Annotated in this window: 23 protein-coding genes; 14 read left to right on the top strand and 9 right to left on the bottom strand. The window is 37.6% G+C overall.

Translation table 11 applies throughout. The features are described from left to right. Positions 1-9 precede the first annotated feature (9 nt). The 9 genes from ACTJKN_RS13450 (at position 10) to ACTJKN_RS13410 (ending at position 7,778) form a co-directional block, all read left to right on the top strand. Entirely contained in the window at positions 10-723 is a 714-nt protein-coding gene (locus ACTJKN_RS13450) for a gamma-glutamyl-gamma-aminobutyrate hydrolase family protein (RefSeq protein WP_440825682.1), read from the top strand. 101 nt (positions 724-824) lie between these two features. Next, positions 825-2,198 (top strand): aldehyde dehydrogenase family protein, encoded by a 1,374-nt coding sequence (locus ACTJKN_RS13445; RefSeq protein WP_440825681.1) that lies wholly within the window; start codon positions 825-827, stop codon positions 2,196-2,198. 3 nt (positions 2,199-2,201) lie between these two features. Then, positions 2,202-2,591 carry an STAS/SEC14 domain-containing protein gene (locus tag ACTJKN_RS13440; RefSeq protein WP_440825679.1) on the top strand — a complete coding sequence of 130 codons (390 nt, stop codon included), beginning with the start codon at positions 2,202-2,204 and terminating at the stop codon, positions 2,589-2,591. Positions 2,592-2,705: 114 nt separating this feature from the next. Further along, on the top strand, positions 2,706-3,314 hold the full coding sequence (locus tag ACTJKN_RS13435; RefSeq protein WP_440825677.1) for a hypothetical protein: 609 nt from the start codon (positions 2,706-2,708) through the stop codon (positions 3,312-3,314). After that, positions 3,311-3,913 carry a hypothetical protein gene (locus tag ACTJKN_RS13430; RefSeq protein WP_440825675.1) on the top strand — a complete coding sequence of 201 codons (603 nt, stop codon included), beginning with the start codon at positions 3,311-3,313 and terminating at the stop codon, positions 3,911-3,913. Before ACTJKN_RS13435 ends, ACTJKN_RS13430 begins: the two co-directional genes overlap by 4 nt. 33 nt (positions 3,914-3,946) lie before the next feature. Then, positions 3,947-4,591: a hypothetical protein gene (locus ACTJKN_RS13425; RefSeq protein WP_440825673.1), complete on the top strand. Its 645-nt coding sequence runs from the start codon at positions 3,947-3,949 to the stop codon at positions 4,589-4,591. Positions 4,592-4,965: 374 nt separating this feature from the next. Further along, positions 4,966-6,915 carry a beta-N-acetylhexosaminidase gene (locus ACTJKN_RS13420; RefSeq protein WP_440825671.1) on the top strand — a complete coding sequence of 650 codons (1,950 nt, stop codon included), beginning with the start codon at positions 4,966-4,968 and terminating at the stop codon, positions 6,913-6,915. Continuing rightward, entirely contained in the window at positions 6,916-7,308 is a 393-nt protein-coding gene (locus ACTJKN_RS13415) for an ACT domain-containing protein (protein WP_440825669.1), read from the top strand. After that, entirely contained in the window at positions 7,308-7,778 is a 471-nt protein-coding gene (locus tag ACTJKN_RS13410) for a CYTH domain-containing protein (RefSeq protein WP_440825668.1), read from the top strand. Before ACTJKN_RS13415 ends, ACTJKN_RS13410 begins: the two co-directional genes overlap by 1 nt. Before the next feature lie 102 nt (positions 7,779-7,880). Here the strand turns inward: ACTJKN_RS13410 and ACTJKN_RS13405 are convergent, their stop codons facing one another. The 4 genes from ACTJKN_RS13405 to ACTJKN_RS13390 form a co-directional block, all read right to left on the bottom strand. After that, positions 7,881-8,513 (bottom strand): response regulator, encoded by a 633-nt coding sequence (locus tag ACTJKN_RS13405; RefSeq protein ID WP_440825666.1) that lies wholly within the window; start codon positions 8,511-8,513, stop codon positions 7,881-7,883. Positions 8,514-9,029: 516 nt separating this feature from the next. Beyond that, positions 9,030-9,998, bottom strand: coding sequence for an FKBP-type peptidyl-prolyl cis-trans isomerase (locus tag ACTJKN_RS13400; RefSeq protein ID WP_440825664.1), 969 nt, complete (start codon positions 9,996-9,998; stop codon positions 9,030-9,032). A 199-nt stretch (positions 9,999-10,197) separates the two neighbouring features. Next, entirely contained in the window at positions 10,198-11,190 is a 993-nt protein-coding gene (locus ACTJKN_RS13395; protein WP_440825662.1) for an FKBP-type peptidyl-prolyl cis-trans isomerase, read from the bottom strand. Positions 11,191-11,234: 44 nt separating this feature from the next. Further along, on the bottom strand, positions 11,235-12,245 hold the full coding sequence (locus ACTJKN_RS13390) for a DHH family phosphoesterase (RefSeq protein ID WP_131027875.1): 1,011 nt from the start codon (positions 12,243-12,245) through the stop codon (positions 11,235-11,237). Positions 12,246-12,488: 243 nt separating this feature from the next. Here ACTJKN_RS13390 and ACTJKN_RS13385 point away from each other — a divergent pair, with 243 nt between their 5' ends. The 3 genes from ACTJKN_RS13385 to ACTJKN_RS13375 all read left to right on the top strand — a co-directional run bounded on the left by ACTJKN_RS13385 (position 12,489) and on the right by ACTJKN_RS13375 (position 14,364). Continuing rightward, positions 12,489-12,908: a nucleoside-diphosphate kinase gene (locus ACTJKN_RS13385; protein WP_025144153.1), complete on the top strand. Its 420-nt coding sequence runs from the start codon at positions 12,489-12,491 to the stop codon at positions 12,906-12,908. A 134-nt stretch (positions 12,909-13,042) separates the two neighbouring features. Next, the gene (locus ACTJKN_RS13380; RefSeq protein ID WP_440825659.1) at positions 13,043-13,816 is read left to right on the top strand and encodes an FKBP-type peptidyl-prolyl cis-trans isomerase; all 774 of its coding nucleotides are present in this window, start codon (positions 13,043-13,045) and stop codon (positions 13,814-13,816) included. A gap of 347 nt (positions 13,817-14,163) precedes the next feature. Beyond that, positions 14,164-14,364, top strand: a complete 201-nt coding sequence (locus ACTJKN_RS13375; protein WP_440825657.1) for a hypothetical protein — start codon at positions 14,164-14,166, stop codon at positions 14,362-14,364. Positions 14,365-14,467: 103 nt separating this feature from the next. On the opposite strand, the gene ACTJKN_RS13370 is transcribed toward ACTJKN_RS13375, so the two are convergent. Further along, positions 14,468-14,758 carry a DUF721 domain-containing protein gene (locus tag ACTJKN_RS13370; protein WP_230145835.1) on the bottom strand — a complete coding sequence of 97 codons (291 nt, stop codon included), beginning with the start codon at positions 14,756-14,758 and terminating at the stop codon, positions 14,468-14,470. Continuing rightward, positions 14,751-15,854 (bottom strand): DNA replication/repair protein RecF, encoded by a 1,104-nt coding sequence (gene recF / locus ACTJKN_RS13365; RefSeq protein WP_276900802.1) that lies wholly within the window; start codon positions 15,852-15,854, stop codon positions 14,751-14,753. The genes ACTJKN_RS13370 and recF overlap by 8 nt, the downstream gene beginning before the upstream one ends. A gap of 120 nt (positions 15,855-15,974) precedes the next feature. On the opposite strand from recF, the gene ACTJKN_RS13360 reads away from it, so the two are divergent. Both ACTJKN_RS13360 and ACTJKN_RS13355 read left to right on the top strand, forming a co-directional pair. Beyond that, positions 15,975-16,367, top strand: a complete 393-nt coding sequence (locus tag ACTJKN_RS13360; RefSeq protein ID WP_440825655.1) for a hypothetical protein — start codon at positions 15,975-15,977, stop codon at positions 16,365-16,367. Positions 16,368-16,490: 123 nt separating this feature from the next. Then, complete coding sequence (locus ACTJKN_RS13355; RefSeq protein ID WP_230145832.1) at positions 16,491-17,156, top strand: tetratricopeptide repeat protein; 666 nt, start codon at positions 16,491-16,493, stop codon at positions 17,154-17,156. Positions 17,157-17,948: 792 nt separating this feature from the next. On the opposite strand, the gene pth is transcribed toward ACTJKN_RS13355, so the two are convergent. From pth to ACTJKN_RS13340, 3 genes are all read right to left on the bottom strand, one after another. Next, on the bottom strand, positions 17,949-18,509 hold the full coding sequence (gene pth / locus ACTJKN_RS13350) for an aminoacyl-tRNA hydrolase (protein WP_029278331.1): 561 nt from the start codon (positions 18,507-18,509) through the stop codon (positions 17,949-17,951). 258 nt (positions 18,510-18,767) lie between these two features. Then, positions 18,768-19,352, bottom strand: a complete 585-nt coding sequence (locus ACTJKN_RS13345) for a 50S ribosomal protein L25/general stress protein Ctc (protein WP_131027883.1) — start codon at positions 19,350-19,352, stop codon at positions 18,768-18,770. Between the two features lie 155 nt (positions 19,353-19,507). Further along, positions 19,508-20,449 carry a ribose-phosphate pyrophosphokinase gene (locus ACTJKN_RS13340; RefSeq protein WP_029278327.1) on the bottom strand — a complete coding sequence of 314 codons (942 nt, stop codon included), beginning with the start codon at positions 20,447-20,449 and terminating at the stop codon, positions 19,508-19,510. Between the last annotated feature and the right edge of the window lie 138 nt (positions 20,450-20,587).

Below are 20,587 nucleotides of genomic sequence, written 5' to 3'. Positions count from 1 at the left end.
TTAATTAATATGTCTGATAAAATAATAATTGGTGTTACCGACTGTAGCAAATTCGACATCTACCGGGATTGGGTTTTATCCTATAACAAAAATGTGGAGGTAATCCAGCTCGGGTACAAACTCAATAATTTCGACGAGATCAGAAAATGCAATGGGATCGTTTTAACAGGAGGTGAAGATGTTCATCCCCGGTTTTACAATCTGCCTGAATATTATCCTTACTGTTATGATGATGATATTGATGAAAAACGCGACGAGTTTGAATTTAAGGTTTTAACCTATACTGAAGCCAATTCTGTTCCTGTTTTGGGTATTTGCAGGGGCATGCAAGTGGGCAACGTATTTTTTGGTGGAACTTTAATCCCTGATATCCCAACCTGGGGAAAATTCGATCATTCAAAAATGCACGATAAATCAGACCGATATCACGAAATCATCATCAATCCTTCCTCGTGGCTGAACCAGATTGTGAATACAGATAAAGGCCTAGTGAACAGTAACCATCACCAAAGCACCGATAAAACAGGGAAAAGTTTGGTGGTGAGCGCAATATCACCAGATGGTGTTACAGAAGCCATGGAGCGGATGGAACCGGAAGGAAAATCCTTTTTGTTATTTGTACAATGGCACCCTGAACGGTTAAAAGACCAGCAAGGACCCTTTAGCAAAAACATACACGAGGCTTTTATTAATGCGATAAAATTAAATATCAACCACAGATAAAAAGGATAAACACAGATTGTAATCATTAAGCTAATTTAGGTTGTTAGTCCTAAACCCTTTTTAAAAATCTGTGTTCATCTGTAAAAATCTGTGGTAAGAAAATGAATAACATGCAGATCATCAACCCGGCAACAGAAGAAATTATTACCAGTTTAGCGGAAGATAACTCCTCTACGCTTCAAACTAAATTAGATACTTTAAAAAAAGCTCAACCACAGTGGGCCAACAAATCCCTTAGCGAAAGGGTTTCGGTTATTGCCCGGTTTAGTGATTTACTGGAAACTGGCATAGAAGAATTGGCATCGGTATTAACCAGCGAAGTAGGCAAGCCGCTCCAACAATCGCACAACGAAATTAATGGTGCAAGAGCCCGCATCAAATGGATGTTGACCAATGCCGAAAAATACCTGGCCGATGAAATAATGACCGATGAACCAGGACTCAAAGAAATCATTAAATACGAGCCTCTGGGTGTAGTTTGTAATATCTCCGCCTGGAATTATCCTTATCTGGTTGGCGTGAATGTTTTTATCCCAGCTTTACTGAGTGGCAATGCTGTAATGTACAAACCCTCAGAATATGCCACATTAACTGGAATCGAGATTGAAAAAATGTTAAAAAAGGCTGGGGTACCTGAAGATATCTTCCATATCGCTATTGGCGCAAAAGAAACGGGAACCGCATTATTAGAGATGGGTTTTGATGGCTATTTCTTTACTGGATCTTATAAAACGGGAAAATTCATCTACGAGAAAGTGGCGTCGAAAATGGTTCCCTGCCAATTAGAGTTAGGAGGAAAAGATCCGTTGTACATTGCCGAAGATGTAACCGATGTTGCTTCTGCTGCAGTTGGTACGGCTGATGGCGCTTTTTACAATAACGGACAAAGTTGTTGTTCAGTTGAGCGCATTTATGTGCATGAGAAAAATTACGAAAATTACTTAAATGCCTTTGTTACCGAAGTTAAGCGCTGGAAAATGGGCCAACCAACAACCGATGGCGTATATATTGGTGCTTTAACACGGAAAGAGCAGATTTTGGTATTGGAAAACCAAATTAAGGATGCCTTAAGCAAAGGTGCAACATTATTAACTGGCGGAAAGGCCATTGAGGGAAAGGGCTATTATTTTGAACCAACAGTGCTAACAGATGTTACCAATGATATGCTGGTAATGCAGGAAGAAAGTTTCGGACCGATTATCGGAATTATGAAGGTGAAAGACGATGAAGAGGCCTTAAATATGATGAAAGATACAGATTATGGCTTAACAGCATCGGTTTATACAGCCGATCAGACAAGGGCTGAAAAAATACTATCTCAGCTTGACGCGGGTTCGGGTTATTGGAATTGCTGCGATCGGGTGAGTGCAGCACTGCCATGGAGTGGAAGAAAATATTCGGGTATTGGTGCAACCCTATCACATCAGGGATTAAGGGCTTTTACTAAACCAAAAGGCTATCATTTAAGGGGATAATAAATGGAAAACGATAGCGACAAACAACTTATTGAAGGCGAAATTGCCGATTATTTGTTAACAGATGATGGAATACTTATTTCGTACAGTAAAAGCGTTTTACGTACAGTAGAAAATATTGCGGCCAATGTTGAACTGGTGAAGAAAATTACGGGGAATAAGAAAGTCCCACTGTTAATTTACTTAAAAAATTCTCCTGTTCCAGACAAAGAAACACGAAGGTTCTCTACTGAGCAATTGCCTCAAATTTATACGGCTATGGCGATGGTTTCGAAACCCGGTTTAGCTCAACTGATTATGAAAATTCTTTTTAAGTTTCAAATTCCACCCATCCCAATGAAATCATTTACGGACGATGAAAAAGCTATGGAATGGTTGAAAAAGTTTTTGTAGTTTAAACTTTAATAATATAATTGCTTTGGTTAATTACCTAGGTTTTTACAACAAAAAACAATATTTTCAAGGCGTTTAATGCTACTTTATTAAATTCACTGATAATTAACGCTCATGAAAAAAAACATCGCATATTGTCTTTTAATCTGTACCGCATTTTCCTGCAAAGATGCAGAAAGGCCTACAAAAAGTAAAGATGACACCCCTACTGCACTGGCAGATGAAGAATCTTATAATATCGTTTCAAAGCGGGGCAGAGAAGACCTGATCGACAACCTTTATGCTGAAATAATAGCTAAAGATTTAGCATTAAAAAAAGTTGATGATAACATTAGGGAAATTGAAAATGGCAGAAGCGACTCCTTAAAAAAATTCAATAGCTACGACGAAAAAAACCAAGATTATTTTGTCTCAGCAAATGCCCATGTAAAAGAAATTAAAGACTCCGTTTTAAGAAAAACCTTAACGGCTTTAATCGCTAAAAATATGGAAGCATATAAGGCAAGAACTCTTCAATACAAGAAATTAGCCCGTTCGATAGAAACTAAAACATCCTCACTTAACGACTTATCGCTAGCTTTAAAAATTTCTAGAACACTACCATTAATAGAAAAATATCAGAAAGAAAATCTACCAAGCAATAAATCTATTTTAAATTTATCATACAAAATTGATCAAACCATTAAACTTGCCGATACACTTTACAAGGAGAAGATACAATGATCCCCTTAGAAGACATCCGCAAAAACTATGAAAAGTATGATGATGCTACAATTCTAAAAATTATTTCAGAGGCTAATGGATTACGAAAAGAAGTTGTAGTCTTATTGAACGATGAAATCATAAAAAGGAATTTAGATACTAAACTGATCAAATTTGTAGCAGAAGAAACTAACTTTTACGAGGGAATAGAAAGAACGAACTTAATTAACGAGATCAAGAATTCTGTTTGTACCCATTGTAACAATGAAAACGAATTATATGGCTATACCTTTAATACGATAATATCCTATCTGATTTGGTATAATCATGAACAAAAACTTCAAATCATATGTTCAACATGTGCAAAAAGTTTTCGTTTAAAGAGTATGCTCACCACACTTGCCTTAGGCTGGTGGTCGAGGCCAGGCCTTTTTGGTACACCTGCCACACTTATTTCAGATCTCATAGAAATCTTCAGAAAGGAAAAGTACAGCCAGCGGGTAATCGACTATTTCATTGATGAAAATACTGGAAAAATCAGACGTATGGAAAAAGGAAAAACTATGTTAACAACTCTTATTAAGAAATTTAACCAAAAAAAAGTAGAATCAGAAGACTAAAATTTGCTATTACACCATTTATAAATTTAATGCATGATCACTCCAGATAGCAATCAAAAGAATTGGTTAATTAAAAAGAGCTATTTTGACCGAAAGCCTAAAAATTTATTATTTACGCCACAATCAATACTATTTGGTAATCAAAAATTATCAGTTCCCACAATAACTGATTTATCTACAGAAGAGCCGTTAGAATACCGTTTTGGAATTAAATGGATTAGAGGATTTGAATTTATCGTAGGGAGAAAGTATCAATTATTGATTAGGAACAGCGATGGGGAAATGATCAAAATAAGTTTCGGTTCTTATTATGGCATCAATAAAGTCCATTTGTATAATCAATATGCCGAAATATTGAACAAACTATGGGAAAGCTATTTCGATGGGTTAGTGGACCATTATTTAGCGCTGTTTAGTCAAAAAACACCGTTCATTGTGGCAAATGTGACTTTCGATGAAGCTGGCATCAAAATTAGATCCACAAAATTTATTAACGAAGAAGAAAAGTCGTTGCTTTGGCCTGATGTAGGCACCAAAAATTACCGCACTTATTTTGCCATCTTTTCAAAACAAGATCCATCAAATATCAATAAAGGATATAGTTATTTAGATGACTGGAATACGGGAGTTTTATATAGTGTTATTGAAACGATATTAAAAGGATTTGAGGCAAAATAGTCTCAAAAAGAACAAGTAAACAACACTATTTTATTCTAAAAGATTCTTTACTGTGTTCAGAATGACAAAAATAGTTATGCCATATTAATTTGCAGTTTTATTTTATGTCTTCCGTCATCACTCCAACTGAGCTCATCACTTAGGGCTATATTCCTTTGTGTTTCTGTGAACTTTGTAGTTAAGTCTTCGACTCTGCTTAGACTGGCAAATTTCTCATAATGCCATAAATTCAATAACGATTTTATCCAAACCAAACGCTATGCGCTCCACGCTCTTCTTTTATACATTTCCTTCCACATAAATACCTCCTATTAAAATCTTTTTTAATAAATTGCAGATTATACTTATTCGGTTAACCCGCTTTAATTATTTTAATGAAAAAATTATTCCTGATTATCTTCTGCTGTTTTTTTGCAGCCAATACCTTCGCTCAATCAATTGTTACAGAAACTGAAATCGGCGATTCCGAAAGCGCGGTTATGCAAACACCAATTGCCATCATCCCCGAACCGGTATCCTTAATGAAAAAGGCAGGTACTTTTACCTTGCCAGAAAATGTAACCATCCAGACCCTTAAGAGTGGAGAATTAAAACAATCTATCGCTTACCTTTCTGATCGGATCACTACTGCTACAGGCAAATTTGTAAGCACAGTGAGCAATTCGAGCCATCCTACCATCAAACTAATCCTTAATACACAAGAAGATGCACAGTTAGGTAAAGAAGGTTACAAATTAAATGTTAATCCTACTCAGGTTGTAATTACAGCTAACCAGCCTGCAGGTATTTTTTATGGCGTTCAGTCGTTGCTTCAACTTTTCCCGGCCGAAATAGAAAGCAAGGAACTGGTGAAAGATATTAAATGGAAGGCACCTTGTGTTGATGTGCTAGATTATCCGAAATTAGGATGGAGAGGTTTAATGTTCGATGTTGCCCGCCACTTTTTCACCAAACAGGAGGTAAAGCAGTTTATCGACGATATGGTCCGTTATAAATTTAACCTGTTGCATCTGCACCTCGCTGATGATGAAGGCTGGAGAATCGAAATTAAAGGCTTACCTAAATTAACCGAAGTAGGTGCCTGGAGCGTTAAAAAAACCGGGACTTTTGGCGATTTTACCCCTCCAACTCCAGATGAGCCCCGTACTTATGGTGGTTTTTATACACAAGAAGATATTAAAGAACTTGTTCAGTATGCACAAGAACGTTTTGTAAACATATTACCAGAAATCGATGTTCCGGGGCATAGTTTAGCTATTATCGCTTCTTACCCTGAATTATCCTGCACACCCGATGCGGTTAATTACAAAGTACGTTCAGGCGAGAAAATAATGGATTGGAGCCGTGGTGCCCCACCAACAGCTCTAGTTGACAATACGCTTTGCCCGGCAAATGAAAAAGTTTATGTGTTCTTAGATTCGGTACTTACCCAGGTAGCTAAACTTTTTCCTTTTGAGTACATCCACATGGGTGGCGATGAAGCTCCTCATAATTTCTGGGAAAAGAACGACCAGGTTAAAGCCTTAATGCTTCGCGAAGGTTTAAAAACCATTCCTCAGGTCCAGGCTTATTTTGAAAAACGTGTAGAGCAGATCGTGATTTCAAAAGGTAAAAAGTTTATGGGCTGGGACGAAATCCTTGAGGGTGGTGTATCGCCAACAGCAGCCGTGATGAGCTGGAGAGGAATGAAATATGGTATCCAGGCAGCGAACGAAAAACACAATGTGGTAATGAGTCCGACTGATTTTGCCTATCTGGATTATATGCAAGCAGATCAGATTACCGAACCAAAAGTTTATGCCTCGTTGAGGTTAAATAAAGCCTATCAGTTTAACCCTATTCCAGCGGGCGTTAATGCGCAATATGTCATTGGTGCACAGGCCAACCTTTGGACAGAACAGGTATTTACTTTCCGCCAGGTAGAATATATGGTTTGGCCACGTGCATTTGCCATTTCAGAATCGATCTGGAGTCCGATTGAAAAGAAAAGCTGGACAAATTTCGTTGATCGTACACAACAGCATTTCAAACGATTAGATTTCGCAGAGATTAAATACTCGCCAGCTATTTACGATCCTATTTTTACAGTAAAACGCAGTGCAGATAAACAGTTAATGATCGAATTAACCACAGAAATAGATGGTTTGGATATCTACTATAGCTTCGACAATTCTACTCCCGACCGCTTTTACCCGAAATACACAGCCGCACTACAGGTACCAAAAGATGCTAGTATGTTACGTGTAATTACCTATCGCGGTAAACAACCCATCGGAAGATTGATTAGTATGCCTATCGCTGATTTACAGAAAAGGGCAAGATAAATGACGGGGGAAAAAAGTTTAGCAAAATTGTTAAAAACAATGAAGCCAGTGCACAACCCAGGCGAATTTGTATTTTGTAAGGTTGATCATCAAAATACAATAGATATCAACCTGGCAATTTGTTTATTCAAAGAGCAGGAGGCAACCACGGTGGTCTTAAAAAAAGAAATTGCAGATCATTTGGGTCTTGACTATACTTTTATCGCTTCTTGGATCACATTAACGGTGCACTCTTCTTTAGAAGCCGTAGGTTTAACAGCAGCATTTTCAGCTGCACTGGCCGAAAAAGGTATAAGCTGCAACGTAATCGCGGGCTACTATCACGACCATATATTTGTGAATGTGAAAGATAATGAGGCAGCGATGAATATTTTAGCACAACTCTCCAAATAATGGGTAAAGAAATAGAGCGTAAATTTTTGATCGATCAGCAGAAGTGGGATGATCTGAGCAAACCTGAGGGAAAGCTTTTTAGGCAAGGCTATCTCCTTACGGATAAAGATAAAACCATACGCGTAAGAGCAACAGAAACCAAAGGCTTTTTAACCATAAAAGGTCAAACAATAGGAGCTACGCGAATGGAATACGAATATGAAATCCCAGTTGCCGAGGCCACACAATTATTGGATAATTTCTCCTTATCTGAGCTTTCGAAAACCCGTTACGAAATTCCGTTTAGCGGCAAACTTTGGGAAGTAGATGTATTTTTAGGTGATAATAATGGCCTGATTGTTGCCGAAATTGAACTTGAAAGTGAGGACGAAACATTCGATCTTCCAGACTGGGTAAGCAGAGAGGTCACCGAAGAAGAAAAATATTATAATTCCAACCTAACAGTTAGCCCTTTTAAAGATTGGATTTAATTTTCAGATTGATCTATCGTTTCAATTCTTCTAATAGCTTGCAGATCCATAGTTATTAAAGCCAAAAAAGACCGCTTAACTTTAAAAATCATAAGGTCTTTATTAAATCAGCTGGTGCTCGTGCGCAAAATTCAGCAAACCAACAATTGATTTAACACCGGTTTTACGCCATATATTTTTACGATGGGTTTCTACTGTATGTTCCGAAATAAATAACATCTTGCCAATATCTGCAGAAGTGTATTCTTTGGCAATCAACCTAATAATTTCTACTTCCCGAGGTGATAAAATATTTACTTCTTCCGTATGGTTTTCACGCTGGTAACCATTAATAAATTTAGCGGTAATGGAATTTTGGATATAGGTTTCGCCAAGCATAACCTTATTAATTGCTTTATGCAGTTCGTGAAACTTTACACTTTTTAAAAGGTAACCCGTTGCTCCAGACTTGATCATTTTTGAAATATTCATAAAATCATCCTGCATAGAAAGTGCAATAATTTTAATTTTGGGGAATTCTCTTCTAATCAGTTTAGTTAAATCAGCTCCGACCTTCTCGTTAACGCTCACATCGGCAATTACAATATCCGGCATTTTAGCCCTGATCAATTGTTCGGCAAGTGCTGCAGAATTGGCCTTACCAACAACAATACTTTCCGACTCACTAAGGATGGATTCGACATTATCTGTTAATGCATCATAATCGTGAATTAAAAAGACCTTGATCTTCTCCATAAAGTTTAGTTTAAACGTTAACCACTTTCACCAGAAGATCAGGCAAACAGGTTGAAAAAGATTTTTAAACAAAATGTTTAACTTCTTTAAAACCTACCAAATATTCTATCAACAGCTTTAAATCTTATGTTTTTAACTAAGGTAGATAGCAACTTCTTTTGGGTAGCCTCAAATAAATCATTAACCTGCCTTTGCATATTGGTTAAATAAGGCCATTGGGAGGTACTGCGGTTATTTTTGCATGTAGGGTAACGGTGAGAGGCCATTACATGCCTGCGATATCCATCCTTTATAAACAGATTGAAAAATATGCTAAACAGCATTAATTTCAGGCCCAGAAACGTAATAGTCCTGTTTGAGCACATAGTGAAAAAAGAATAAAAATTTGTTTTGTTAATCTAATTTAAACAAAAATTTTATTTTGTCGCCAAAATTATCAATTTCTTAACGCAAAAAAGCGCAAAGCCAGTATTAAATTTTACTGATCCTTGCGCTTTTATATTTATGCTGGGTATTTTACTTGCTTAGCGGTGTTGCTGCATTTGGTTTAATAATACCTTTCAGTTCTACATCGAATACCAATGGCGTAAACGGATTAATTGGTCCGCCACCATTTTCTCCAAAACCCAATCTCGATGGCAAAATCATTTTGATTTTACCACCAACACCAATAAGTTGAATACCCTGAATAACGCCTTGCGGCAATTGCCCTAATGGTAGGCTACGCGGCACATATTGTACACTTTCAGAGAAAATTCCGGCATCTTTTGCGATTTTAGCATTCGAAGTATCAAAAACATTTAATGTTCCGTTCGATTTTTTATTGGTAAACTGACCTGTATAGTCCATTAATACCGTATCGGTTAAACTTGCCCTTTCCGAGTTACCTGGCGCAGTAATTACATATTGCAGTCCAGATGGCGCAGTAGTTACCTTTAAATCATTTTCAGCAACGTATTTTGCAATTTTAGCGGGCTCTACTACTTTATTTTTTTCATTTAGCGCTTTGTACTCCGATTCAAAGAAAAGTCGTTTCTTCGCTTCGAAAATAGAATCGGGGTCTTTTCCTTTATGCAATACTTTCTCAATTTTAATTGTAAAAGAAGCAATGTTTGATTTTAGTCCTTTTGGTTTAGGCTGGCCTGAATATTTCTCCATAGAATCCAGGTTCAATTTAAAAACTGCGCTGTCTCCTTCACCAAGAAGTTTCAATCCCGAAGCTAAATCGCCTTTAAACATCGATTTGCTAATGGCAAAAAAAGCTGGCCGCTCATTATCGTAAGTATTTACCATTACCGAATCGGGATTGGTATTGGTTTCTACCGTTTGAACACCGTTTAACTTTACATAATCGCCATCCTGAATTTTCGGCTTACCTTCACTTTTATAGATTTTGTAAGTCATATCTCCTTCACCCTTTTCGAATTTGTTACATGCAGACAGGCCTAGTGCCGCCGCCAAGAGAATAATAATTCCGTTCCTCATTTAAATTTTATTTATTAAAAAACAGTGGTTATATCTTTTTCAAAATGCCCACTATTTTATTAGATCACTACAAAGATAGGTTATAATAAGTTTTTATAAATCTTTGAAACGTTTTATTTCTTGGCTCAGTATTAAAAAATAATAAACAAAAAAAATCCTGCTTAACTAATAAGCAGGATTTTAAAATACTTTTAAGAAATTATTTTTTAACTACCGGAGCAGGCATTTGAACTGGAGCTGCAGCTGGTTTTCCTTTGATAATATCTTTGATTTCTAAATCGAAAGCAATTGGGCTGAAAGGCATAATACCTACCTGAGGTGCACCTTGCTCGCCATAACCTAAGTTAGAAGGGATAATCACTTTAATTTTACCACCTTTACCAATTAACTGTAAAGCTTCAGTAAATCCCGGGATTGTACCGCCAACTGGCATTTTCTGAGGACCATAAGGTTTACCTGGTTTAAATTCGTTTTCTGCTTTAGCCAATTTCTCATCACTTGTATCGAAGATTTTGTATTTACCATCTTTACCTTTTTTAGTTACTCTACCAGTATAATCAATTAATACAGTATCGCCTAAAGCTGGTTTTTCTGCACTGCCTGGTTTTTCTATAATGTAGTGTAATCCACTCGCAGTAGTTTTGGTTTCTAATTTAGTATCTTCTAAATAGCTTTTTAATTTAGCAGGTTCAGCAGCTTTCTTTTTTTCTGAAGTAGCTTTGTAATCGGCCTGGAAAAACTCCTGTGCTCTTTTGTTAAAAGTAGAATCAGCTTCACCAGTTTTTTTCTTGAATACTTTTTCGATTTTCACCGTAAAAGTCATGTACTTATCATTTTTGAACTGCTCTGGTTTAGGTTGTTTACTATGAAGTGCCATAGTATCTAAGTTTACTTTAAAAGTAGCACTATCACCTTCTCCAAACAATGTCAAAACATCGTTCATATCACCAGCGTACATTTTTTTCTGTGCAGGAAATACTGCAGGAGTTTCGCTATCGAAAGTGCTTGATAAAACTGAATCCTTATCATTTTTCTGGATAAAATTCATTTTAACGATATCGCCTTCTTTGATTTTCTCGTTACCTGCCGAGTGGTGAATGGTATACAATAACCCACCGGCTCCCTTTTTCTCTTTGTTACATGCCGCTAAACCTAAGGTGGCTGCTGCTAGAATAATAATTCCTTTTTTCATTTATTTAATTTGACTTTTTTAAGTTTATTGTTTATTTCTTGTGTTTAAGCAATCAATTGTTCTTTATATTCTGCTAATATCGTTTTAAATTCGTTTACTACATCAGCCAAGGGTTTTTCTGCCGCACCACCTGCTGCATTTCTATGGCCACCGCCATTAAAATATTTTTTACAGATTTCGTTGGCCGGAAAATCGCCTGTAGACCTAACAGATAATTTAACTTTATCCGGACGCTCAATAATTAATGCGGCTAAACGGATGCCGTTAATCGACAATGCATAATTTACCACGCCCTCTGTATCACCGGTTGCGCTATGGTATTGTGCCAGTTCTTCTTTTGTAACCGAAATAATGGCGGTATTGTATTCCCTTATAACTTCTAACTTGTTAGACAGGCAATAACCTAAAAAGCGCAAACGATTTTCGCTTGCGTTATCGTATACCAATTGATGGATTTTCCAATGCTCTGCGCCAAGATCTATCAGATCAGCTGCGATGCGGTATACGTCGGCTGTAGCTGATGGAAAACGGAAAGATCCAGAATCTGTCATAATACCGGTATACAAACAAGCTGCAACATCTTTATTGATGCCTGCCTTATCCTCCAATTGGTTAACAATAAAATCGTAAACCAACTGGGCAGCAGCACAGGCATTGATATCCCAGTGGCGGTAATCATCAAAATCCTCAGGTTCGAGGTGATGATCGATCATGATTTTTTTTGCTCCTGCTGCTCTAACCAATTCGCCCAATTCATTAATCCGGCTTAGGGTGTTAAAATCAAGGCAAAATATGAGCGAAGCTTCATCCACTAACTTGGCCGCCTTTTCTTGCTCTTCTGTAAAAATAATTACATCACCATTATTTGGCATCCAATGCAAAAACGTAGGATAATCTGTTGGGGTGATTACCTTAACATGATGGCCTTTTTGAATTAAGTATCCATATAACCCCAGAGATGAACCCATCGCATCGCCATCGGGTTTGTGATGCGTAGTGATCACAATTCGTTGTGGCGTAGCCAATAATGTTTTTAATTCAGTTAGTGTAAGCATATATTTTTTGCGCTGCAAAGCTAAGTAAATTTAGATTAGGATTAAAGGATTTTAGGATTAGTAGGGTCATAGTTTTAAATGAGATTGAGATTAACAGGATTACATTGCATAAAAAAAGCTCAGTTAGCCATTTAAAACCTAATTATCCATCACTAACCTCGATTCGCGACCGAAAAACAATGTTTATTGATTATTCATCAATTAAAACGTATTTTTGCAAAAAAATTGATATTAAAAAGCACAATGAGCACTAACAGAACTTTTACCATGATCAAGCCTGATGCAGTAGCAAACGGACATATCGGATCGATCATTAACGACATTACAAATGCTGGTTTCAAAATCATTGCATTAAAATATACTAAACTTACAGATGAAACTGCTGGTCAGTTTTATGCTGTTCACGCTGAGCGTCCTTTTTACAAAGATTTAGTAAGCTTTATGTCTTCAGGACCTATTGTTGCTGCTATTTTAGAAAAAGACAACGCCATTGAAGATTTTAGAAAATTGATCGGCGCTACCAACCCTGCTGAAGCTGCAGAAGGTACAATCCGTCAGAAATATGCAAAATCAATCGATGCTAATGCGGTTCACGGTTCAGATTCTGATGAGAATGCAGAAATTGAAGGCAACTTCTTCTTCAAAGCAGACGAACGTTTCTAGTTCCCAACACAAGAAATTTACAATAAAACCCCGAACATTCGGGGTTTTATTGTTTTATCTATTTTGTATCTTTCGGCCTTAAAAATAATCCACCACTTTAAACCTGTTGGAATTAATTACACATAAAATAATCAATGAAGAGAATTTTTTTAGCGGTATGTCTATCCGGTATCGCTGCTGCATCTTATGCACAAACCAAAACAGCAGCAAAGAAACCTGTTGCCAAAAAACCAACTACAGCCGCAAGTAAAACATCAACCTTTACAGCGGGTTTAAAATCTACTTTAGATTCTACCAGTTATGCTTTTGGTACTTCTATCGGCGCGGGCCTAAAAACAACTGGCCTTTCTACCTTAAATTACGAAGTATTGTTAAAAGGACTAAAAGATGCATTTACAGGAGGCAAAGTAATTTTAACACAACAGCAGGCACAACAATGTATTAATGAGGCATTAGCCAAGGCATCATCGGTAAAAAACAAAGCTGAAGAAGCAGCAAATAAAATTAAATATGCACCAATTATGAAAGAAGGACAAGATTTCTTAGAACAAAACAAAAAACGTGCAGGTGTACAAACAACTGCAAGTGGCTTACAATACGAAGTTTTAACTGCTGGTACCGGCGTTAAACCATTGGCAACCGATTCGGTACTGGTTCATTATAAAGGAACATTATTGAACGGAAAACAATTTGACAGCTCTTATGATAGAGGCGAACCGATTTCTTTCCCATTAAACCAGGTAATTAAAGGCTGGACAGAAGGTGTACAATTAATGCCTGCCGGTTCTAAATACAAATTTTTTATTCCATATGATTTAGCTTACGGAGCGCGTGGTGCTGGACAGGATATTCCTCCTTACAGCACTTTAATCTTCGAGGTAGAATTGTTAAAAGTGAACGGAAAATAAAAATTTCTGCTTATGCAGTCGGATGTTACCATCCGACTGTTAATGAAATTAAATGACGATTTTTTAAAGATCTGTGCAGCAAGATGTTACCATCTGGCTGTTTTTTGAACTGGAATTGAAACGGTTCATTCAAAAAGCATGAATACCGTGTCAGATGGTAACATTTGACACCACAAAAAATTAGATTTGAATGTGCGGTCAGATGTTACCATCTGGCCGTTTTTTATTTAAAATATTTTAAAATTGCAATAGTGGGATCAGTAATATGAAAGATGGTAACATCTTACACGGCGACGAGGACGATTCCAGGCAAATAAGTCATTTACCAAAACTTTCTCCAGTATTCAATGTTAGCTATTACAAATAACATGAATATGAAAAAAGCATTCCCTTTAGTACTGATCGCATTTTTATGCACTACCTTAAGCAGTTGTGAACTAGTAGAAGGTATATTTAAAGCCGGCGTATGGGTGGGCGTTATTGTAGTTGTAGTAGTGGTTGCACTGCTGATCTGGATTTTGTCGAAGATATTTGGAGGAAGGGGCTAGTTTTTCAGTCCAAAGTCTTGAGTCCTGAGTCTAAAGTCGGGAGTCTTAGTCCTAATTAAAATATTAAGGGTATAAGTGAAAACCTTACGCCCTTTTATTACGGCTATAAAAAGATCATATCGGTAATTACCTCGGCGCCAGCGTGTTCATTCAGTTTTTGGATAATGCCCTGGCGTACCATAACTAATTCATTTTTGATTACCGAAGATTCGATGCGTAGAAACAATTTCTTATCGTGAATGTAGATCTGCTTGGTCCTGTTGGCTATGGCAGTGCCCATAATCTCTGGCCAGATAGACAAGATCGAAGTTTCGTCGAATTTACGGCGCAAACGGTATACATCCAGCATTTTGCTGATGGCATCTTTTACTGTAACATCATTGGGTTTACGCATTTTGTATAGTTCCGTTATCTACTTCGAACAAAGTTACATCAACTTCTATTTTTTCAAAAATTGATTTTACCCTTTCTCTTCCTGTATCTGTTATAAATATCTGCCCAAAATCATGGTGGGAAACCATTTGCATTAGTTTTTGAACACGGTTATCATCCAACTTATCAAAAATATCATCCAACAAAAGCAAAGGTTTAAATCCTTTGTTTTTGGCGAGGTAAGCGTATTGAGCAATCTTCAAAGCAATTAAGAAAGATTTCTGTTGACCTTGTGAGCCAAACTTCTTTAAAGGCATTCCGCTGATCACGAAAGCCAGTTCATCTTTATGAATACCAGTTGTGGTACGCTCCAGTACACGGTCTTTCTCTACCGATTTCTTTAACAGCTCTTCGAAAGTAGCCTCATTCAATTGCGATTGATAATTCAGTTCTACAATTTCCCTGTTTTCGGTAAGGTAAGTATAATATTGGTTAAACAGTGGAATAAACTCATCCATAAAGGCCTTACGGATAGTGAATATCTTATTGCCGGCTACAATCAATTGCTCATCCAAAATTTCGAGCAGCGTAGGATCGTACTTTCTGGTAATGGCGATCTGCTTTAGCAAAGCATTCCGGTTTAACAGAATGCGGTTATAGGTAATCAGCTGATCCAGATAATGTGCATCCGTTTGCGAAATCACATTATCAATAAACTTTCTCCGCTCCTCGCTGCCTTCCATAATCAGGTTTACATCATAAGGCGAAACCATCACTACCGGAAAAAGGCCAACATGATCAGCCAATTTATCGTATTCTTTTTTGTTGCGTTTGAACTGTTTTTTCTGGTTGCGTTTTACCCCGCATGAAATTTTTTCGTTTTTTTCGTTACGATCAAAATCGCCCTGGATCATAAAAACCTCTTCATTGGTTTTGATCTGCTGGCTATCGATGGGATTAAAGTAACTTTTACATAGACAGAGATAGTGAATGGCATCGAGCATGTTCGTTTTGCCAGAGCCGTTATTACCCGTAAAAACGTTTACCGTTTCCGAGAAATGAAGATCTGCATCGGTATAGTTCTTGAAATTTAGAAGGGTAATATTTTTTAACCACATAAATATGTCACAAATTTACCGTTTTTTAGCCTCTTAACACCCATTGTTTAAAATAAACGTTAATAACACTTAAAAAAATTGTACTTTCATAGCAAGGAAAATTAGATGGTTGCACAAAAAATGTTAGAAGGGAATGTTCTATGGTCTTACGATCATGAACTAACCAATGGGGAAAGTTCGAGCTGGGTTAAAAAAATCGCAGGCTTATTTTCGTTTTTAAAGCCAGTTCACAATCACGAAGGCAATATTCTATTGGCCTCGAATGGTCTTTTTATTACAGGAGACGAACAATTGGAACTTCCATTATCCCATATAGAAGAAGTTTACATGGGCTTCGACGATTTATTCCCGGCTTCATCGGCAAAAAACTTCGGCGCATTCTGGCAGCCCATTAGAATTAGATCTACGGTAAGCCGCTCCGAAAGTCAAACGGTGTACCTGGTGATTAACCACACTGGTATTTTTAGCGACAACCAAACCTGGTTTAACACACTGATTAGCTTGTTACGCTAATTATCATGACGATTTTATAATCTGCACGCCTAAATAACTAATGTTTAATCAAATACTTCAAAATAAAGATTGATACTTTGATTGAAAAATGTATTTTTGCAATCTTAAATTTTTTAAACAAACATGTCTACAACAGATAACCAGACAATTCAACCAACTAAAAAAGGTTCATTTTTACAAGAGAATAATAAGAGCTTACTGTTTATTGCAGGCGCTGTAGTTTTATTAGTTTTAATATATCTTTGGTATCAAGGCGTGTATTTAAAAGGTCGTGCTGAAGAAGCCGCTAGCAAAATGTACAAAGCAGAACAATTTGTTGGTGTAGATTCATTATCAAACAAAGCTGTTAAAGGCGAAGGTGGTTACCCGGGCTTAGAGCAGATTGCTAAAGAATACGATAATACAAAATCGGCAAACTTAGCTAACCTTTACCTGGGCGGTATTTACTTACGTAAAGGCGAGTATAAACAAGCTATAGAGGCATTAAGCAAATATAGCGCTACCGGTAGCCCAGTTGCAGATCCATTGGCTTTAGGCTTATTAGGTGATGCTTACAGCGAACTGAAAGACTTTAAACAAGCGGCTACTTACTATAAAAAAGCGGCAGATAAAGCTAGTAAATTTACTTCACCAATGTTTTTAAAGAAATTAGGATTGGTTAACGAAAACCAAAATGATTTTAAAGGTGCTGTTGATGCTTATACTAAAGTAAAAACCCAATATCCTGAGAGTGCAGAAGCGCAGTTAATTGATGCTTACATTGCCAGAGCTCAAGAAAAAGTTAAATAATCGTTAACTAAAACATATTTATGAAAAGATCATCGAAAGATGGTCTTTTTTTTGTTTAAAAGCTTTTGTTTGTTAATTGTGCTGGTCCTTCGACTATGCTGCCCATTGGCATATCCCATAGAGAGTCGTCATCTCGACGGGAGCATCGCGGAATGGAGAGATCTATGGTAGAGAAGTAGATTTAGCTTCTCTGGAGCCCTTCAGGTTCTTGACTGCGTTGCACTCCGCTCGAAATGACGACACTCCGAGACACCATTCTCACCAAACAATAGGCATCCTTCCCCACTAATCATTATTTTTTTTCTGGAAATCAGGTGCAGAGGCTTTTAGGCTTGTGCAATCCCGCTCTATGTTTTTTCCGATGCGATTTAGTTTTAAAACCAATTTGTTGGTAAAGCATCAGAACCACTTCGATCGGGTTTAGGTGGCACAGCCAGCAATACGATTTGGGGTTGCATGGCGCAGAAAAAGCAATTGCCTTTATCGACCCGTTTCACATCAGATGGTACGTGAGGACACACGCTGGACTAGGAAAAGAAAATTTATATAAAACTACTATTCTACCCTCAATAGCAGCATAGACACTGCCTTTTAGACCTGATTGAAATGGAAAGCCCGCAAGCGAGGTACGAGTGCGGACTTGTAATGAAAAGCAGGACGAATATTAAAAAGAACTACGGAAATTGCTCTTCAAATGATCTTTTTTTGGACTATATTACCTTGAGATTTAAATTATAAAAGATCCTTCGCTGCGCTCAGGATGACAGCATGGGCAGCTAACCAATTAACTACCTATTTATTAAAAGCCGTCATGGTGTGGGCAGGCCCAACGGTTACATAACTTTTAATCAGCTCTACGCTTTTATCAATCAATGCAGGGAGTTCTAATTGTTCATTCTTATCAAACAAACCCAAAACAAAATCAACTTGTCTACCTTTCGGATAGTCGCTACCGATACCGAAGCGCAAGCGTGCATAATTTTGTCCGCCACAAACCTCTTCGATGCTTTTTAAGCCATTGTGACCAGCGCTAGAGCCCTGTAGTTTTAGCCTCAGCTTACCGAGAGGCAATGCAAGGTCGTCAACAATCACCAAAACATTTTCTGGTGCTATTTTTAACTCCTTCATCCAATAGTTTACGGCTTTACCACTTAAGTTCATAAAAGTAGTTGGTTTAATTACATGGAGTTTACGTCCTTTAAAGCTTACTTCCGAATAATAAGCCAAGCGGATATTCTCGAAACTTCCATCTAAATTTTTAACCAGTTCATCGGCGATATCAAAACCAATGTTATGTCTGGTATGTGCATAATCTGGTCCGATATTCCCTAAGCCAACTATAAGATATTTCATGGAGCAAAGATAATAAAAAGGTTGAGGGCGGGAAGGCTGGAGGGCGGAAGGTGAAAAAGTCCGAAGTCAGGAGTCCAAAGTCGGGAGTCCATGCCGCGAATTTATTCATTTATTTTCAAACAGCTTCTTAATGGATTGCGGAGCGGTTAGCGTTAGGCGATTAGCAGATAAACTTGATATAAATAAAAAAGCGGTACAAAATTGCTTTTGCACCGCTTCCAAAATCTGTGAAATCACATTATCTGTGAAATCCTTGTACTATTTTTTACCTTTAGCAGCTTCAGTTTCTGCTTGTTTTAATGCTCTAGACATTGCAACAGAAACGATAGTATCTTCAGGAGTGTTGGTGATTACGTATTTCTCGCCTTTAAGATCGCGAACGCGGAATAAACTACCTACTTCTAATTTCTCTAAGCTTACTTCTACGTTTTGTGGCATATCAGCTGGTAATGCTTTAACACGTAGTTTACGTAATTTCTGGATTAATTTACCCCCCATTTTAACACCTGGAGAAGTTCCTGTTAATTTAACCGGGATCTCCATAACGATTTCTTTCTCGTCGAACAACTGAAGAAAATCGATGTGCATTAGTACGTCGGTAAGTGGGTGAAATTGAGTGTCTTTTACGATAGCTTTAGTTTTAGTACCGTTAACATCAATCTCCACAAAGTTTACATCCGGGGTATAAATAACATCTCTTAAGTCAGCAATAACTACAGCAAAGTGTTGTTGCTCTTTTCCACCATACAATACCGCCGGAACTTTACCTTCGTAACGAAGTTCCTTGGCATCGCGTTTCCCTACGTTCTCTCTTGGAGAACCGCTAATTGCGATTGTTTTCATTTTATTTTATTTTATATTTATTAGTAGTCAGTATTAAGTATCGAGTATCAAGATCTTAAGCCTTCAACCTTCTACCCTTTACCTTATTTAAACTCTTTTTATTGTTTGGCGTTCTGCGGCTGGCGTTTTAAGCGCTCATCCCAATACGCTCAACGTTATACTCTAAAAAGATCACTAATTGAGCCGTGCTCGTTTACATTGGCAATTGCCCTTGCAAATAAACTGGCTGTGCTTAGCACCCTAATTTTCGGACTTTCCTGTTTCAACGGGATAGTGTCCGTAACGATTAACTCGGTTAATACCGAATTTTCTACCGTTTCTATTGCTTTGCCTGACAATACTGCGTGTGTACAAACCGCTCTAACACTTGCGGCACCGTTTTCCATAATCAAAGCCGCAGCTTTTGATAAGGTTCCGGCAGTATCGCAAATATCATCGATCAATACTACATCCTGTCCGGTTACATCACCAATAATTGACATCGATTCGATTTCATTGGCACGTTTACGGCGTTTATCGCAAATAATTACCTCAGCATTAAAAAACTTGGCAAAAGTACGTGCCCTGTACGAACCGCCCATATCTGGCGACGCGATAGTTAAGTTTTTTAAGCCTAAGCTTTTGATATAAGGTACAAAGATTACCGATCCATCTAAGTGATCAACCGGGATATCGAAGAAACCCTGTATCTGTGCAGCATGTAAATCCATCGTCATGATGCGGTGGATACCTGCTGATTTTAATAAGTTAGCCACCAATTTGGCACCGATTGCTACACGCGGTTTATCTTTTCTATCCTGACGGGCCAAACCATAATAAGGAACAACTGCGGTAATATAATGTGCCGATGCTCTTTTAGCTGCATCAACCATTAGCAAAAGCTCCATTAAATTATCGCTGGGCTGATAAGTAGACTGGATTAGAAAAACATCACTACCACGGATTGACTCATCAAAAGAAGGCTGAAACTCTCCATCACTGAATTTGTGAATGGTTACGCTACCAAGTGGCTTGCCGTAATGTTCGGCAATCTTAAGTGATAATCCCTTAGAACCTGTTCCGGAAAAAAGCTTTACCGGGTTAAACTGCAATGGCATGGGTTCGTGTAGTTTACGGTTAAAAAAAATCGGATCATGTCCATTTAAAACATGATCCGACATTAAATTTTAGTTGTCCGACCTGGATTCGAACCAAGACAAACGGTACCAAAAACCGTTGTACTACCCTTATACTAT

This window comes from Pedobacter sp. 22163, assembly GCF_052045595.1.
Taxonomy (GTDB): Bacteria; Bacteroidota; Bacteroidia; order Sphingobacteriales; family Sphingobacteriaceae; genus Pedobacter.
Note: the sequence above shows the minus strand (reverse complement) of the source record. Positions and strands in the feature narration are given on the sequence as shown.

Bases quoted from the DNA above. Each gene is read 5' to 3' on its own strand.
- ACTJKN_RS13430 (WP_440825675.1), top strand. From the start codon at position 3,311: ATGATCCCCTTAGAAGACATCCGCAAAAACTATGAAAAGTATGATGAT.
- ACTJKN_RS13370 (WP_230145835.1), bottom strand. From the start codon at position 14,758: ATGCGTAAACCCAATGATGTTACAGTAAAAGATGCCATCAGCAAAATG.
- ACTJKN_RS13450 (WP_440825682.1), top strand. From the start codon at position 10: ATGTCTGATAAAATAATAATTGGTGTTACCGACTGTAGCAAATTCGAC.
- ACTJKN_RS13435 (WP_440825677.1), top strand. From the start codon at position 2,706: ATGAAAAAAAACATCGCATATTGTCTTTTAATCTGTACCGCATTTTCC.
- ACTJKN_RS13410 (WP_440825668.1), top strand. From the start codon at position 7,308: ATGGGTAAAGAAATAGAGCGTAAATTTTTGATCGATCAGCAGAAGTGG.
- ACTJKN_RS13345 (WP_131027883.1), bottom strand. From the start codon at position 19,352: ATGAAAACAATCGCAATTAGCGGTTCTCCAAGAGAGAACGTAGGGAAA.
- ACTJKN_RS13445 (WP_440825681.1), top strand. From the start codon at position 825: ATGAATAACATGCAGATCATCAACCCGGCAACAGAAGAAATTATTACC.
- pth (WP_029278331.1), bottom strand. From the start codon at position 18,509: ATGAAATATCTTATAGTTGGCTTAGGGAATATCGGACCAGATTATGCA.
- ACTJKN_RS13355 (WP_230145832.1), top strand. From the start codon at position 16,491: ATGTCTACAACAGATAACCAGACAATTCAACCAACTAAAAAAGGTTCA.
- ACTJKN_RS13400 (WP_440825664.1), bottom strand. From the start codon at position 9,998: ATGAGGAACGGAATTATTATTCTCTTGGCGGCGGCACTAGGCCTGTCT.
- ACTJKN_RS13440 (WP_440825679.1), top strand. From the start codon at position 2,202: ATGGAAAACGATAGCGACAAACAACTTATTGAAGGCGAAATTGCCGAT.
- ACTJKN_RS13360 (WP_440825655.1), top strand. From the start codon at position 15,975: ATGTTAGAAGGGAATGTTCTATGGTCTTACGATCATGAACTAACCAAT.
- ACTJKN_RS13380 (WP_440825659.1), top strand. From the start codon at position 13,043: ATGAAGAGAATTTTTTTAGCGGTATGTCTATCCGGTATCGCTGCTGCA.
- ACTJKN_RS13405 (WP_440825666.1), bottom strand. From the start codon at position 8,513: ATGGAGAAGATCAAGGTCTTTTTAATTCACGATTATGATGCATTAACA.
- ACTJKN_RS13340 (WP_029278327.1), bottom strand. From the start codon at position 20,449: ATGCCATTGCAGTTTAACCCGGTAAAGCTTTTTTCCGGAACAGGTTCT.
- recF (WP_276900802.1), bottom strand. From the start codon at position 15,854: ATGTGGTTAAAAAATATTACCCTTCTAAATTTCAAGAACTATACCGAT.
- ACTJKN_RS13415 (WP_440825669.1), top strand. From the start codon at position 6,916: ATGACGGGGGAAAAAAGTTTAGCAAAATTGTTAAAAACAATGAAGCCA.
- ACTJKN_RS13375 (WP_440825657.1), top strand. From the start codon at position 14,164: ATGTTAGCTATTACAAATAACATGAATATGAAAAAAGCATTCCCTTTA.
- ACTJKN_RS13385 (WP_025144153.1), top strand. From the start codon at position 12,489: ATGAGCACTAACAGAACTTTTACCATGATCAAGCCTGATGCAGTAGCA.
- ACTJKN_RS13420 (WP_440825671.1), top strand. From the start codon at position 4,966: ATGAAAAAATTATTCCTGATTATCTTCTGCTGTTTTTTTGCAGCCAAT.
- ACTJKN_RS13390 (WP_131027875.1), bottom strand. From the start codon at position 12,245: ATGCTTACACTAACTGAATTAAAAACATTATTGGCTACGCCACAACGA.
- ACTJKN_RS13425 (WP_440825673.1), top strand. From the start codon at position 3,947: ATGATCACTCCAGATAGCAATCAAAAGAATTGGTTAATTAAAAAGAGC.
- ACTJKN_RS13395 (WP_440825662.1), bottom strand. From the start codon at position 11,190: ATGAAAAAAGGAATTATTATTCTAGCAGCAGCCACCTTAGGTTTAGCG.